The organism is Allobrachymonas sp., assembly GCF_041912815.1.
In the GTDB taxonomy this organism is placed as follows: Bacteria; Pseudomonadota; Gammaproteobacteria; order Burkholderiales; family Burkholderiaceae_C; genus Brachymonas.
Window position 1 is genome coordinate 67,664 of record NZ_JAYRLV010000006.1, and the last position, 14,479, is coordinate 82,142.

Below are 14,479 nucleotides of genomic sequence, written 5' to 3' on the forward strand. Positions count from 1 at the left end.
GGTTCTATTCCTTTTCCCGCCGTCGATGGCGGCGTTGCGTGACTGTCCATGACCCATTCCCAGGTGCCCCCGATCATTTCCCCCGTGCAGTCTCCCGAAATAGGGCCCCGGATCGAGGGGGAAAGCGGTGAAGGAGAGGATTTCCAGGACGAAGGGGCAGCTGCATCCGAGGAGCGTCACTGGACGGTGCCGGCAGAGGCAGCAGGGCTGCGGCTGGATCGCTTTCTGGCGCAACAGGTCGCGGATTTTTCACGCAGTTACCTCCAGCAGCTCATCGACGAAGGCCTGCTGCGGCGCAACGGCGTTCCCTGCGGCAAGGCAGCCGTGCGACTGAAGACAGGTGATGTGCTCGAACTCACCCTGCGCGCCACGGCACAGTCACAGGCCTTCGTGGCACAGGACATTGCACTGGAAGTGGTGTATGAGGATGCGCATCTGGCGGTGATCAACAAGCCGGCAGGACTGGTGGTGCACCCGGCTCCAGGAAACTGGAGCGGGACCCTGCTCAATGCGCTGCTGCACCGCTATGCCGAGGCAGCCACGCTGCCGCGTGCCGGCATTGTTCATCGACTCGACAAGGATACGAGCGGACTCATGGTGGTGGCGCGGGATCGCATCACCATGGACCGGCTGATCCGGCTCATTGCCGACCGGGAGGTGCACCGCGAATACTGGGCCCTCGGGACAGGCCGCTGGAGCGGGCCTGCGCAGCGCATCGTGACGGCCGGCATCGGGCGCGATCCACGCAATCGCCTGCGCATGGCGGCCGTGGATCTGGAGCGTCAGGCCGGCAAGCCCGCCCGCACTGATTTCCGGCTGGTGGGCAACAGCATGGATTCTGCCGAGGCGGCCTGCTGGGTGCATTGCACGCTGCATACCGGGCGCACGCACCAGATCCGGGTGCACATGCAGACGCTGCGCCATCCGCTGGTGTCGGATGCCGTGTATGGCGGTGCGGTCGCTCTGGGCATGCAGCGCCAGGCACTCCATGCGTTCCGGCTCAGCTTTCGCCATCCTCAGACGGGAGCCCCCTTACAATACCAGGCACTTCCTCCGGCCGACATGCAGGCGGCCATTGCGGCCATGGGGCTCGACTTGCCCAGGGAGTGAGTGCGGAACCGGAGAATGACAGTGGTTCGCCTCCCCGAGTGATGTCTTTCCGCCCATGAATTCCGTCCAAGCTCTCCGCATTCTCGAAACCGCGCTGCTCTGTGCGCCGCAGCCGCTGCAGATGCGTGAGCTGCGGCTTCTGTTCGACGACGTGCTCGGAGCCGATTCGATCCGGCAGCTCCTGCGTGACGTGGCCCGGCAGTGGGAGCAACGCGGCATCGAGCTGGTGTGCGTGGCCAGCGGATGGCGTTTCCAGAGCCGGCCCGAGATGCGGGAATATCTGGAGCGCCTGCAGCCCGAGAAGCCTCCCCGCTACTCGCGGGCCACGCTCGAAACCCTGGCCATCATCGCCTACCGCCAACCCGTGACGCGGGGCGACATTGAGGACATCCGAGGGGTGACAGTCAATTCCCAGATCATCCGCCAGCTGGAGGAGCGTGGATGGGTCGAAACCGTCGGCTACCGCGATACGGCAGGCCGTCCGGCCCTGCTTGCCACCACACGGCAGTTTCTGGACGACATGGGCATTTCCTCGCTCCAGGAGCTGCCAGCCCTCGACGACGCGGGCCAGCAGGCCCTCATGGCCTCCCTCGCAGAGCAGGAAGCCCAGCAGGAACTCGAGATGGACGTCGCAGAGGATGCAGTGGCGCCCACAAACGGGCAGAATGATGCCCAGGAGAGCCGCCAGGACGTCGCAGAGGACTCTGATGCACGCACATCCGTCGCAGAGTCTCCATCGCCAGACTGATACCGTGCCTGAGCGGCAGTCTCAAACGCCATGGATGCCACCGCTATTCAGGGCTCCTGTTTCCCCTTTTCTTCTGCCCAGGGCCCGCATGGGGCCTTGGTCTTGTCCTTGTCGGCGCGGCCGTGCCGGTTGCCACACAGTGGTGGAGCACGCCACTTTCCCCCTTTCACCCATCTGATTCCGATCCCGAGATCCTTTTCATGAACCAACCTTCCCGTCCTTCCCGCAAGCCCCGTTCCCCGTTCCAGGGGGGTCGCGCCGCATCGGCAAAGGGGACCGCTCCAGGGCGCTCACGCCGGGTGAACCCCGAGGAGCAGCGCACCGGTGCTTCGCAGGACCTGTCCGATGCGACCGGATTTTCACAGGAGCAGGCTCAGCACGACGACCTCTTTGCCGAGGTGGTTTCCGGTGCCTTCGATGGGGCAGAAAATGCCGCCGACCAGCAGGAGGACACCGATCAGCCTGCCAAGCGGGTACTGCAACCACAGCCTGACGCACCCAAGCTGCACAAGGTGCTGGCCCAGGCAGGCCTGGGTTCGCGCCTCGAAATGGAGCGCTACATCACCGAGGGACGGATCTCCGTCAACCAGGAGCCGGCCCATGTCGGGCAGCGCATTCAGTACGGAGACGTCATTCGCCTCGACGGCCGGATTCTGCGCGTGCGCATTGCTCCGCCCCTGCCCCGCGTGATCGCCTACCACAAGCCGGTGGGGGAGGTCGTGACCCACGATGACCCGCAGAACCGCCCCACGGTGTTCCGCACCCTGCCACGGCTTGCCCACGGCAAATGGCAGTCGGTGGGACGGCTCGACCTCAACACCGAAGGCCTTCTGCTCATCACCAGCTCCGGCGAACTGGCCAACCAGCTCATGCACCCCCGCTTCGGCCTCCAGCGTGAATACGCGGTGCGGGTGCTCGGCGCCCTGAGCGATGAAGAAAAGCAGCGGCTGCTCGATGGCGTGCAGCTCGAGGACGGTCCGGCACAGTTCGGCAGCATCGAGGAGGGCGGTGGCGAAGGGGCCAATTGCTGGTATCGCGTCACCATTTCCGAGGGGCGCAACCGCGAAGTGCGCCGGATGTTCGAAACCGTCGGTCATGCAGTCAGCCGGCTCATTCGCATCCGCTATGGCTTGTTCGCCCTGCCGCGTGGACTGCGGCGTGGCAGCTGGATGGAGCTCGGCGAACGTGACGTCAGGGCGCTCATGGAAGCGGCCGGCATGCAGGAGTCCAAGCGCATCGAGCAGGTGCGCCGCCAGGAACAGAATACCCAGAACATCCGCAGACGCAGTCCTGATCGTGCCGTTTCCGCGCGCAAGCGCCATCAGCAGGAACATCTGCCGCTCGCTCGCGGGCGCCAGGCAGAAGCCGGAGGCGATCAGCCGCCGGTCCAGCGGGAAGAGCGCGCCCCCGGCGGCAACCGCTCCGGCAGCCGTCGTGCTGCTCCCGGTGCCTCCCGCAAGGATGCGGGGCGTGGTGCACCGGGCGGCTGGCTGGGCGGCAAGCCGGCATCCGGTCCTCGCGGGCGCACCACAGGTCGGGGCACGCGCTGACGAGGAACCCCTTCCGCAATGGCCGGCCAGCGGCAGCTGACCCGGCATGCATCCCATGACGTAAAATGCCTTCCCTGTACGGGAGGGCCTTGTGGGCAGTCCCGGTTACAACGACAGATATAGTTCTCAACCCCACACAGGAATCCAAATGGCTATCGAACGCACGCTCTCCATCATCAAGCCCGACGCAGTCGCCAAGAACGTCATCGGCCAGATCTACGCCCGCTTCGAGGCTGCCGGCCTCAAGATCATTGCTGCCAAGATGGTGCATCTGTCCCGTGGCGAAGCCGAGAAGTTCTATGCCGTGCACAAGGAACGCCCCTTCTTCAAGGATCTCGTCGAGTTCATGATCTCCGGCCCCGTCATGATCCAGGCTCTGGAAGGCGAAGGCGCCATCCTCAAGAACCGTGACCTCATGGGCGCCACCGATCCCAAGAAGGCCGAAAAGGGCACCATCCGCGCCGACTTCGCTGAAAGCATCGACGCCAACGCCGTGCACGGTTCCGACGCGCCCGAAACGGCCGCTGTCGAAGTGGCTTTCTTCTTCCCCGGCATGAACATCTATTCCCGCTAAGCAGCGGGACAATAAGGCACTTCCCGACATGCATCCCACCGTCAATCTGCTGGACTACGATCTGGAATCGCTGGTGGCATGGTGTGGCCAGCTGGGTGAGAAGCGCTTTCGCGCCACCCAGCTGTTCCGCTGGATACATCAGAAGGGGGTGTCCGATTTTGCCCTGATGAGCGATCTCGCCAGATCGCTCCGCGACAAGCTCACCGCACAGGCCCATGTCAGTGGCCTGCCGGTGCTGTCGCAGCATATTTCCTCGGACGGGACCATCAAGTGGCTGTTCGACGTCGGCGGCGGCAACGCCGTCGAGACCGTTTTCATTCCCGAGACAGACCGAGGCACCCTGTGTGTGTCGTCCCAGGCCGGATGTGCCGTGGGCTGCCGGTTCTGTTCCACCGGGCACCAGGGCTTCAGCCGCAATCTCTCCACGGGCGAGATCATCGCCCAGCTCTGGCATGCAGAACATTTCCTGCGGGGCCACTTGGGCACTGCAGAGCGTGTCATCTCCAACGTGGTGATGATGGGCATGGGAGAACCTCTCCAGAACTACAGCGCCCTCGTGCCCGCGCTGCGCACCATGCTCGACGATCACGGCTATGGCCTGTCGCGCCGCCGCGTCACCGTTTCCACCTCCGGGGTGGTGCCCATGATGGACCGGCTTTCCCAGGATGCGCCCGTGGCTCTGGCCGTGTCGCTGCATGCGCCCAATGATGCCCTGCGCGACTATCTGGTGCCCCTCAACCGCAAGTACCCCCTGCACGAGCTGATGGCAGCCTGCCAGCGCTATCTGGCTTATGCCCCCCGCGACTTCATTACCTTCGAATACTGCATGCTCGACGGCGTCAACGACCAGCCCGAGCATGCGCGTGAACTCATCGACCTCGTGCGCACCTCCGGCAGGGGCGCGTGGTGCAAGTTCAATCTCATTCCGTTCAATCCGTTCCCCGCTTCGGGGCTGCACCGTTCTTCTGCAGCAGCGGTCGAAGCGTTTGCACGCCAGCTCGCCGAGGCCGGCATTGTGACCACCGTGCGCAAGACGCGTGGCGACGATATCGATGCGGCCTGTGGCCAGCTGGCAGGCGAGATCAGGGATCGCACCGGCGTGGCGCAGCGCATCGAATGGCAGCGCCGCAATGCACCGGAAGCTGCGGGGACGGCCATTGCGCCGTTGTCGCGAGGAGGCACGCATGGCATCTGAACCCGTTTCTCACTTCCTTCTTGCCCGCACGGCTGCCACTTGGCGGCAGCGTGTCGGACGGTGGAGCCTGATTCTGTCGGCCGTCTGGGGAACGGTGCATGGTCTGGCCGGCTGCGCAGCGCCGCAGGCGCCAACGGCAGGCGAGGGGGAAATGATCACGGCTTCCGATGAACCCGAATACGCACGTCGGGCGCGCATTCGGCTGGAGCTGGCGATCGGGTATTTCCAGCGCGGTCAGATGGAATTCGCACTCGATGAGGTCAAGCGGTCGCTCACGGCCTACCCCGGATATTCCAAGGCCTACAACGTGCGTGGTCTCATCTACAACCAGCTCCATGATCAGCGCATGGCCGAGGAGAGCTTCCGTCGAGCCGTTGCCCTCAATCCACGAGATGGGGATGCCCAGCACAATCTCGGCTGGCTGCTGTGCGAGAACGGCCGCACGGCCGAAGGCATGGGCTATCTCGATCAGGCGCTTGCCAATCCATACTATGAGAACAAGGAACGCACTCGGGTGGCCAAGGGGCGTTGCGACCTGAAGGCAGGAGATCGCGGCGATGCAGAAAATGCCCTGCTCGATGTCCTGCAGTCCAACCCCCAGGATGCACAGGCCTCGGCGGGGCTGGCGGATCTTTACTATCAGCGCGGTGACTACCGCAAGTCTGCCATGTATGCCAATCAGGCCAACCGTCCTGGCACCGCCACTGCGGCTTCGCTGTGGACGGGCATCCGTGCGGAACAGCGTCTCGGTCATCCCGATGGCGTGGCCCGGTATGGGCAGCAGCTTCAGGATTCCTTTCCCAACTCCCATGAATCGCAGCTCTACCAGCGCGGCGCGTGGGATGAATGATCACGCAGGCGTATGAGCAGCAACCATCAAGTAGTGGCAGAGATTCCTCAGGAAACGCTCGCTGGCGAGACCACGGCGGGCCCAGTGCTGCGCAAGTTGCGCGAACAGGCCGGAGTCGAGCTGGAAAGCCTGGCCTCCTATCTCAAGATCACCCCCCAGAAACTCCGTGCCCTCGAAGCCGACGAACTCACCAAGTTGCCGGGAGTGTTCTTTGCCCGCGGACTTGCATCCAATGTCTGCCGCTATCTCGGCTATGACGCACAGCCGGTGCTTGCACTCATGCCCGATGAGCGTCCTCATATCGCCTCGGATGACGAATCCATCAACGAACCTGTCACGCATGGGCGTCTGGCTGATCTGGTGCCTCGACTGGGCGGCGGCCTGTCCATGCCCGGCTGGGCAGTGGCAGTGATCGTGGTGGCCCTGCTGGCAGCGCTGCTGCTGTTCCTGCTCCCGACCCTGACTGCCAAGTGGCAGAGCCGAGCCGCTGATGCGGCAAGCCATGCCTCCGTGGCTGCGTCGCAAGGGCTTTCGTCCGCAGCAGGTGCTTCGGGCGTGGTCCAGGATGCATCCGGCACGGCTGGAGAGAGCGGAGGGCTCCCGCGCCTGGCGCCTGCTGCCGTCACGACACCGGCATCGGCCGCTGTCGCGGCAGCAGTCCCAGCTTCGGCTACCGCCTCGTCGACTCAGCTCCCGGCATCGGCTGCAGTCGGAGCTCAGGCGGGACTGTCCCTGGAGGCCTCCGGGGAGGCCTGGGTGCAGGTGCGTTCCGCATCCGGCAAGCGCCTGTACGAACGGACTTTGACCGCTGGCCAGCAGGACCATGTGGCCATTCCAGCCTACCCGGTCAAGGTCACGGTGGGACGGGTCGAGAATGTCCATCTCCAGGATCGGGGCCATCCCTTCGATCTTTCTGCCATCGCCAGAACCGGCGTGGCACGGTTTGAACTCAAGTAACGCAAAGAAGCCCTTCATGCAGGATCAGGAACTCCCCATTCCGGTTGCCATGCCGCGCCGTCATGCCACGATGCAGGCACGGGTCGTGCACGGCAGTCGTGTCGTGACCATCGGTGGTGATGCGCCGGTGCGCATCCAGTCCATGACGAACACGGATACCGCCGACGCGATTGCCACTGCCATCCAGGTCAAGGAGCTGGCCGTGGCGGGGTCCGAGCTGGTGCGCATCACGGTCAACACGCCCGAGGCGGCACAGGCGGTTCCCTACATCCGTGAGCAGCTCGATCGCATGGACATCGATGTACCGCTCGTGGGCGACTTTCACTACAACGGCCATCGCCTGCTCACCGATTTCCCAGACTGCGCACAGGCTCTGTCCAAGTACCGCATCAACCCCGGCAATGTAGGCAAGGGGGACAAGAAAGACCGCCAGTTCGGGCAGATGATCGAAGCCGCGCTGCGCTGGGACAAGCCCATTCGCATCGGCGTCAACTGGGGCAGTCTCGATCAGGAGCTGCTCGCAGGTCTCATGGATGTGAACAGCCGCCGGGCCGAACCCTGGACGGGGCAGCAGGTCATGTACGAGGCGCTCATCGCCTCTGCGCTGGGGTCAGCTGCTCGCGCGGTTGAAATGGGCATGCCGCCGCACCAGATTCTTCTGTCGTGCAAGGTCAGTGGCGTGCAGGATCTCATCTCCGTCTACCAGGCGCTGAGCGAGCGCTGCGAGTATCCGCTGCATCTGGGGCTGACCGAGGCCGGCATGGGCACCAAGGGCACCGTGGCTTCCACGGCGGCACTCTCCATCCTGTTGCAGCAGGGCATTGGTGACACCATCCGCGTGTCCCTGACGCCACAGCCCGGTGAATCCCGCACGCAGGAGGTGGTGGTCGCTTCCGAGATCCTGCAGGCTCTGGGTCTGCGCACCTTCGTGCCCAGCGTCACCGCCTGTCCCGGCTGTGGCCGGACCACCAGCAGCACCTTCCAGGAGCTGGCCAAGCAGATCGACGACTTCCTGCGCGCGCAGATGCCGGTATGGCGTGCCCGTTATCCAGGAGTCGAAGGACTCAAGGTGGCCGTCATGGGCTGCATCGTCAATGGTCCCGGAGAAAGCAAGCATGCCGACATCGGCATCAGCCTGCCCGGCAACGGCGAATCGCCTTCTGCTCCCGTGTTCATTGATGGCGTCAAGGCGCTCACGCTGCGCGGGGATGGCATTGCCCAGGAGTTCCAGGCGCTCGTGACGCAGTACATCGAGGACCGCTTCGGCGACGCTGCGCCTTCCGCAGGTCATTGACGCATCCCGGGTTCGCATGCCGTGCGCGAGGTCTCGTGCACGGCATTTTTCTTGATGGAAATACGCATGGCACAGAAAATCAACGCAATCAAGGGCATGAACGACATCCTGCCCCCTGAGTCGGCCCAGTGGGAGTGGCTGGAAGCCAAGGTCCGCAGCGTCATGGGCCGCTTTGCCTACCGCAACATCCGCACCCCCATCGTGGAATCCACGGGGCTGTTCATTCGCGGTCTGGGCGAGGTCACCGACGTGGTCGAAAAGGAGATGTACTCCTTCGAGGACAAGCTCAATGGCGAGGCGCTGACGCTCCGTCCCGAGAACACCGCGGGAGTGGTGCGTGCCGTGGTGGAACACAATTCCCTGTACGAAGGCGGCAAGCGCCTGTACTACATGGGGCCGATGTTCCGCCATGAACGTCCCCAGCGGGGCCGCTATCGCCAGTTTCACCAGATCGGAGCCGAAGCGCTCGGCTTTGCCGGCGCCCATGTCGATGCCGAGCTGATTCTGATGGCGCAGGCCCTGTGGCAGGAGCTGGGTGTGCGAGATGTGCGGCTGGAGATCAACAGCCTGGGGCAGCCCGACGAGCGCCGCCAGCACCGCGAGGCCCTTGTTCGCCACTTCGAGGCCCATGCCGAGCTGCTCGACGAGGATGCCACCCGGCGCCTCCACAGCAATCCACTGCGCATTCTCGACACCAAGAATCCGGCCATGAAGGAGGTGGTCGAATCTGCTCCCCGGCTGCTGGATTTTCTCGGTGAAGCCTCTTTGGCGGCCTTTCAGACCCTGCAGGACATCCTGACGGCCAACGGCATTGCCTTCCGCATCAATCCGCGTCTCGTGCGCGGCCTCGACTACTACAACCTCACCGTGTTCGAGTTCATCACGGAAAGTCTCGGGGCGCAGGGCACCATCTGTGCAGGTGGGCGCTATGACGGGCTCATCGAGCAGGTGGGAGGCAAGCCTGCCCCCGGAGTGGGCTGGGCCATGGGCGTGGAACGTGTCCTTGAGCTGTTGCGCGAGCAGAATCTGCTGCCGGCAGCCGAAGCGCCGGATGTGTACGCAGTGATTCCCGATGTCGCCGCTCTGGGGGTGGCGATGCGGACGTTGCAGCAGCTTCGTCTGGCTGGCGTGCGGGTCCAGATGCATGCGGGGGGAACGCCCGAGCTTGGCAGCTTCAAGTCCCAGTTCAAGAAGGCCGATGCCAGTGGTGCACGCTATGCGCTCGTGTTCGGTTCCGACGAGCTGGCACAGGGAGTTGTCACGCTCAAGCATCTCCGCGATGGAACGGGGGCGCAAAGCCCGTTACCATTGGCCGACGTATCTACGTGGGCACAGCGCCTACAATCCTGACATTCGAATTTTCCGCGCCCAGGCGCGCACAGGCAATTTATGGTCATCCAGGTTCAACATCTCGATCTAGAGGAGCAGGAGCAGCTCGACAAAATCAAGCAGTTCTGGGAGCGGTGGGGCAACATCATCACCGGCGTGCTGATCGTGGGGTTGCTGGGTTTTGCAGGCTGGCGCGGCTACGACTGGTACCAGTCCCAGCAGGCTGGCAAGGCTTCCCTGCTGTATGACCAGGTGCGTCTCGATGCTCAGTCCGGTGATGCAGTCAAGCTTGCCGAGAGTCTCAAGACCATGCAGGAACAGTACGGCAGCACCACCTACGCGCAGCAGGCGGGCCTTCTGGCCGCATCGACCTTCTTCCAGAAAGGGCAGGTCGACCAGGCCAAGGCGGCACTGACCGAGGTCATCGCAGAAAAGGCCGACAAGGGCCTGCAGAGCATGGCGAGGCTGCAGCTTGCACAGATCCTGACACAGCAGAAACAGTACGATCTGGCGCTGCAGCAGGTGTCGGGCAGCATGGATCCCGCGTTCGAAGGTCTGGCAGCCGATGCGCAGGGAGACATTCACCAGCTGCAGGGCAAGACACCAGAGGCCATTCAGGACTACACGCGCGCCTACAAGGCCCTGGAAGCCGGACTGCCCTATCGGCAGATGGTGGCCCTCAAGCTGACTGCACTGGGGGTCGACATTGCCCCGGAAACCGCAGCTGCATCGTCTGCGCCGGAGGCCGCTGCTGCATCGGCAGCCGGACCCGCATCGAGCGCTGCATCCGCATCCTCGGCAGCGCAGGCAGGCTGATTCCTGCCGGTTCTTCTGCAGGGAGCTTCCGGGTGTAGCCGTGGAGCCCGATCTGTCATCTTTTTCTTCTTTTCCGCCTGAGTGCAAGGAAATTCCATGAGGTCTCTCCTCCCCGCGGACAGTTCCGCAACCTCTCGACATGCATCCCGCGGCCTGCACCGGACGGTCTGTGCCGTATCTCTCGCGGTGGCGGCCATGCTGTCGGCCTGCTCTGGCTACAAACCGCCGCCCCCGTCGCCCCTGCAGCCGAATCCGGCCACGGTGGCTGCCCATGCAGCATGGACGCAGCGCCTGGCAGGCGGGGTGAACTTTCCCCTGCATGTGGCCGCTGTCGATGGCCGCCTGATCATGGCGGATGCCAGCGGAGATGTCATGGCACTCGATGCCACCACGGGGAGTGTGGCCTGGCGCACCCATGTCGCTTCGAGCCTCGTGGCTGGGGTCGGTACCGACGGCACCACGAGCGCCGTGGTCAGCGGCAGCAGCGAGCTCATTGCCATTCGCAATGGCATGGTGGCCTGGAAGGTTCCTCTTGCGTCGCAATCCTACACAGCTCCCCTGGTGGCAGGGGGGCGCGTGTTCGTGGTCAACGCCGATCGCAGCATTGCCGCCTATGATGCGGGCAATGGCTATCGCCTCTGGCAGCAGAAGGCCCGTGCAGGCAATGAGGACAACCTCGTGCTCAAGCAGGATTCCCTGCTGATGGCGGCAGGCGGCGGCCTGCTGGTGGGAGTCGCAGGACGCATCGTTGCGTTCAATCCGGACAATGGAGCCCCGCTGGGAGAGGTCACGCTGGCCATTCCGCGCGGAGTCGATGAGGTGGCGCGCATGTCCGATGTGGTGGCGCCCGCCTCGCGCGTGGGCAACAGTCTGTGCGCCCGCACCTTCCAGGCCAATGTGGCCTGCGCCGACTACGGCAAGTCAGCCATTGCCTGGAGTCAGCCCAGCGATGGCACTTCCGGCATTTCCGGAGATGCACGCATCGTCGTCGGCGCCGATTCCCTTGGCGATGTCGTGGCATGGTCCCGTGCCGATGGCAAGCAGCTCTGGAAGAACACGACCTTCCGCCATCGTGGCCTGTCGGCCCCGCTGGTGATGGGAGACAACGTGCTGGTGGCAGATGCCCAGGGCTATGTGCACGTGCTCGACGCAGCAGACGGAGAGCTGCGCAACCGCGTGGCCACCGATGGCGCGCCCATTCAGGTTGCACCGGTGGCAGCAGGCCGCGATCTTGCAGTGGTCGTGGGGGCCAAGGGCACCGTATCGGCCATTCGTCTCCAGTGATCTTCCCCATCCTCTTTATTCATAGGAACCTGTCACGATGAAGCCCGTCATTGCACTGGTCGGACGGCCCAATGTCGGCAAATCGACACTTTTCAACCGCCTGACCAAATCCCGCGACGCCATCGTCGCCGACTTCGCCGGCCTCACGCGCGACCGTCACTACGGCAATGGCCGTCAGGGTCGGCGGGAGTTCATCGTCATAGACACCGGGGGCTTCGAGCCCGATGCGGGCAACGGCAGCATCTACCGGGAAATGGCGCGGCAGACCCAGCAGGCCGTGGCAGAAGCCGATGTGGTGATCTTCGTGGTGGACGCTCGGGAAGGGCTCTCTGCCCAGGATTACGAGATCGCCAATTACCTGCGTCGTCTCGGCAAGCCTACCGTGCTGGTGGGCAACAAGGCCGAAGGCATGAAGGAGGGGCGGCAGCTCGCCGAGTTCTATGAACTGGGTCTTGGTGAGGTGCACGGCATCTCTGCGGCCCACGGACAGGGGGTGCGCGGTCTGGTGGATCTGGCGCTCGATCTCATCGGCATTCCAGAGCCCGATGAAGACGCGCCAGAGCCTGCGAATGACGTGATCCGGCTGGCGGTGGCAGGCCGCCCGAACGTGGGCAAGTCCACGTTGATCAACACCTGGCTGGGAGAGGAGCGTCTGGTGGCGTTCGATCTTCCCGGCACTACCCGTGACGCCATTTCGGTGCCTTTCGAGCGCAACGGGCAGAAGTTCGAGCTGATCGATACCGCAGGGCTCCGCCGCAAGGGCAAGGTGTTCGAGGCGATCGAGAAGTTCTCCGTCGTCAAGACGCTGCAGGCCATCGAATCTGCCAATGTCGTGCTGCTGCTGCTCGATGCCACCCAGGGCGTGACCGACCAGGATGCCCACATTGCAGGCTATATCCTGGAATCCGGCCGCGCCGTGGTACTCGCCATCAACAAATGGGATGCCGTGGACGAATACCAGCGTGAGCTGGTGCTGCGGTCGGTAGAGAGTCGTCTGGCCTTCCTGAAGTTCGCGGCGCTGCACTACATTTCCGCCAAGAAACGGCAGGGGCTCGGTCCTCTGTGGCAGTCCATCGCCGACGCACATGCAGCAGCCAACTGCAAGATGCCCACGCCAGTGCTGACCAGGCTGCTGCATGAGGCAGTGCAGTTCCAGGCGCCCAGGCGCAGCGGAATGTACCGCCCCAAGCTGCGTTATGCGCATCAGGGGGGCATGAATCCGCCTGTGGTGGTGGTGCATGGAAACTCGCTCGAAGGTGTCACCGATGCCTACAAGCGCTATCTGGAAGGACGCCTGCGCAAGCACTTCAATCTGATCGGCACCCCGCTGCGCATCGAGATGAAGACTTCGCACAACCCCTACGTCGACAAGAGCTGATCGGCCCCATCGGTTGCGGCAGTGGCGGCCATGCCGGCCGCACGACCGCTGGATACGGCACCTTCCAGCGTCGCGGGGTAGGGGCCTTCCACATAGTCGCCACATGCCCACAGATCCGGTAGGACGCGTGGGGATGGGCGGCACAGTTCCCGGGCGCAGACAAAGGTCGCCCGTTTTTCCATCACGGTGCGCTCCAGGATCAGTTCAGTCAGATTCAGCTGGTCGGTGGCCTGCTGCAGCACACGAGCCTCCATCACCTGCCGCTCTTCCATGGCATGGCTGCAGACAAAGGCCAGCAGGTGGTGCGGTTGTCCATCCATCAGACGCGTGCGGTGGGCGTGATGAAACACGAACTGTGCAGGAGCGTTGTCCGAGTCGGGCAAGGCCTGCATTGCAGGCAGTCCGGCGCAGGATCGAGCGGGGCACCACACGTACGTAGTGGCGATGGCGGCCTGCGCAAGTGCACGGGCATCCTGTGCCCAGGACAGATCGGCGGGGACAACCTCAGCAGCAGTCAGAGTCGATACCAGCTTAGCCGCTTCCCAGGAGGGGCAGGCCAGAATGACACGGTCATGCCGGGCGCTCACGGTGCTGGTCCCCTTCGGGGTCACTTCCAGTTCCCAGGGGGCGGTGTCTGTATGGCGCGACAGGCTGCGCACGCGGCTGGCAAGGTGCACCTGTCCGCCATGACGGGATACCCATTGCAGAGCGGGAGCGGGCAGTACGGCGCCCAGAGGAACCATGGGCCACAACACGTCGGCGCTCCCCCGCGTGGAGAACAAGGCGTCTCGAATCACGCGCAGAAACATCGGTCCACTGGTTTTTTCCGGTGGAGAGTTGAAGGCCGACAGGCACAGGGGCTCAATCAGGTGGCGTTGGATGATCGGAGGCAGGCTGGCGCACAGGGTCTGTACCGTGACCTCCTCGGAGCATGTGAATCTGGTTTTTTGCCAGTGCATGGCGGTCTGCAGCAGGTGCCATCTGTCCGCCCAGGTCCATCCCTTGGCACGCAGGATGCCCCAGGCTGTGGCAAGACTCGGAAAGCGGCAGCTGCAGGGCAGGGCCAGTCCCGTGCCGTCAGGCCAGCGCAGATCCAGGGGGAGCCGCTGCAGTACGGTGTCCGGTTCGATGCCCACCTCGCGCATCAGCGCAAGCGTTTCCCGGTAGGCACCCAGCAAGATATGCTGGCCGTTGTCCAGCGGAAGGTCGTTTCGGCCTGCGATCGTGCGCGCACGCCCACCGGGTTCCGAGGCTGCTTCATATACCGTGACCCGATGTCCCCTTGCCACCGCTGTCACGGCGGCGGCACATCCTGCCCAGCCGGCACCGATGATGGCGATGTCGAAGCGCCTCAGGGCCTCAGGCATGGGCATGGATAAAATCCCGACACTGCA

The 14,479-nt window shown here is 64.1% G+C and carries 13 protein-coding genes; 12 read left to right on the top strand and 1 reads right to left on the bottom strand.

Features of this window, described 5'->3' with window-relative positions:
- Positions 1-48: 48 nt before the first annotated feature.
- From ACE3P9_RS06650 to der, 12 genes are all read left to right on the top strand, one after another.
- Positions 49-1,110: an RluA family pseudouridine synthase gene (locus ACE3P9_RS06650; protein WP_374492672.1), complete on the top strand. Its 1,062-nt coding sequence runs from the start codon at positions 49-51 to the stop codon at positions 1,108-1,110.
- 55 nt (positions 1,111-1,165) lie between these two features.
- Positions 1,166-1,858 carry an SMC-Scp complex subunit ScpB gene (gene scpB, locus ACE3P9_RS06655; protein ID WP_374492674.1) on the top strand — a complete coding sequence of 231 codons (693 nt, stop codon included), beginning with the start codon at positions 1,166-1,168 and terminating at the stop codon, positions 1,856-1,858.
- Between the two features lie 200 nt (positions 1,859-2,058).
- A complete protein-coding gene (locus ACE3P9_RS06660) occupies positions 2,059-3,408 on the top strand; it encodes a pseudouridine synthase (RefSeq protein ID WP_374492676.1) in 1,350 nt (449 codons plus the stop codon).
- A gap of 148 nt (positions 3,409-3,556) precedes the next feature.
- The gene (gene ndk / locus ACE3P9_RS06665; protein WP_374492678.1) at positions 3,557-3,982 is read left to right on the top strand and encodes a nucleoside-diphosphate kinase; all 426 of its coding nucleotides are present in this window, start codon (positions 3,557-3,559) and stop codon (positions 3,980-3,982) included.
- Between the two features lie 28 nt (positions 3,983-4,010).
- Positions 4,011-5,177 (top strand): 23S rRNA (adenine(2503)-C(2))-methyltransferase RlmN, encoded by a 1,167-nt coding sequence (rlmN, locus tag ACE3P9_RS06670; RefSeq protein ID WP_374492680.1) that lies wholly within the window; start codon positions 4,011-4,013, stop codon positions 5,175-5,177.
- Entirely contained in the window at positions 5,167-6,027 is an 861-nt protein-coding gene (pilW, locus tag ACE3P9_RS06675) for a type IV pilus biogenesis/stability protein PilW (RefSeq protein ID WP_374492682.1), read from the top strand. The genes rlmN and pilW overlap by 11 nt, the downstream gene beginning before the upstream one ends.
- A 12-nt stretch (positions 6,028-6,039) precedes the next feature.
- On the top strand, positions 6,040-6,984 hold the full coding sequence (locus ACE3P9_RS06680; protein ID WP_374492684.1) for a helix-turn-helix domain-containing protein: 945 nt from the start codon (positions 6,040-6,042) through the stop codon (positions 6,982-6,984).
- A gap of 16 nt (positions 6,985-7,000) precedes the next feature.
- Entirely contained in the window at positions 7,001-8,278 is a 1,278-nt protein-coding gene (gene ispG / locus ACE3P9_RS06685; protein ID WP_374492685.1) for a flavodoxin-dependent (E)-4-hydroxy-3-methylbut-2-enyl-diphosphate synthase, read from the top strand.
- Between the two features lie 66 nt (positions 8,279-8,344).
- The gene (gene hisS / locus ACE3P9_RS06690; protein WP_374492687.1) at positions 8,345-9,628 is read left to right on the top strand and encodes a histidine--tRNA ligase; all 1,284 of its coding nucleotides are present in this window, start codon (positions 8,345-8,347) and stop codon (positions 9,626-9,628) included.
- A 39-nt stretch (positions 9,629-9,667) separates the two neighbouring features.
- Positions 9,668-10,423 carry a YfgM family protein gene (locus ACE3P9_RS06695; protein ID WP_374492689.1) on the top strand — a complete coding sequence of 252 codons (756 nt, stop codon included), beginning with the start codon at positions 9,668-9,670 and terminating at the stop codon, positions 10,421-10,423.
- Between the two features lie 195 nt (positions 10,424-10,618).
- Entirely contained in the window at positions 10,619-11,707 is a 1,089-nt protein-coding gene (locus ACE3P9_RS06700) for a PQQ-binding-like beta-propeller repeat protein (protein WP_374492691.1), read from the top strand.
- Positions 11,708-11,744: 37 nt separating this feature from the next.
- A complete protein-coding gene (gene der / locus ACE3P9_RS06705) occupies positions 11,745-13,085 on the top strand; it encodes a ribosome biogenesis GTPase Der (RefSeq protein WP_374492693.1) in 1,341 nt (446 codons plus the stop codon).
- On the opposite strand, the gene ACE3P9_RS06710 is transcribed toward der, so the two are convergent.
- A complete protein-coding gene (locus tag ACE3P9_RS06710; RefSeq protein WP_374492695.1) occupies positions 13,067-14,458 on the bottom strand; it encodes an FAD-dependent oxidoreductase in 1,392 nt (463 codons plus the stop codon). The genes der and ACE3P9_RS06710 overlap by 19 nt on opposite strands.
- Positions 14,459-14,479: the final 21 nt, after the last annotated feature.

Coding starts and splice junctions, on each gene's coding strand:
- ACE3P9_RS06650 (WP_374492672.1), top strand. CDS start 49: ATGACCCATTCCCAGGTGCCCCCGATCATTTCCCCCGTGCAGTCTCCC.
- scpB (WP_374492674.1), top strand. CDS start 1,166: ATGAATTCCGTCCAAGCTCTCCGCATTCTCGAAACCGCGCTGCTCTGT.
- ACE3P9_RS06660 (WP_374492676.1), top strand. CDS start 2,059: ATGAACCAACCTTCCCGTCCTTCCCGCAAGCCCCGTTCCCCGTTCCAG.
- ndk (WP_374492678.1), top strand. CDS start 3,557: ATGGCTATCGAACGCACGCTCTCCATCATCAAGCCCGACGCAGTCGCC.
- rlmN (WP_374492680.1), top strand. CDS start 4,011: ATGCATCCCACCGTCAATCTGCTGGACTACGATCTGGAATCGCTGGTG.
- pilW (WP_374492682.1), top strand. CDS start 5,167: ATGGCATCTGAACCCGTTTCTCACTTCCTTCTTGCCCGCACGGCTGCC.
- ACE3P9_RS06680 (WP_374492684.1), top strand. CDS start 6,040: ATGAGCAGCAACCATCAAGTAGTGGCAGAGATTCCTCAGGAAACGCTC.
- ispG (WP_374492685.1), top strand. CDS start 7,001: ATGCAGGATCAGGAACTCCCCATTCCGGTTGCCATGCCGCGCCGTCAT.
- hisS (WP_374492687.1), top strand. CDS start 8,345: ATGGCACAGAAAATCAACGCAATCAAGGGCATGAACGACATCCTGCCC.
- ACE3P9_RS06695 (WP_374492689.1), top strand. CDS start 9,668: ATGGTCATCCAGGTTCAACATCTCGATCTAGAGGAGCAGGAGCAGCTC.
- ACE3P9_RS06700 (WP_374492691.1), top strand. CDS start 10,619: ATGCTGTCGGCCTGCTCTGGCTACAAACCGCCGCCCCCGTCGCCCCTG.
- der (WP_374492693.1), top strand. CDS start 11,745: ATGAAGCCCGTCATTGCACTGGTCGGACGGCCCAATGTCGGCAAATCG.
- ACE3P9_RS06710 (WP_374492695.1), bottom strand. CDS start 14,458: ATGCCCATGCCTGAGGCCCTGAGGCGCTTCGACATCGCCATCATCGGT.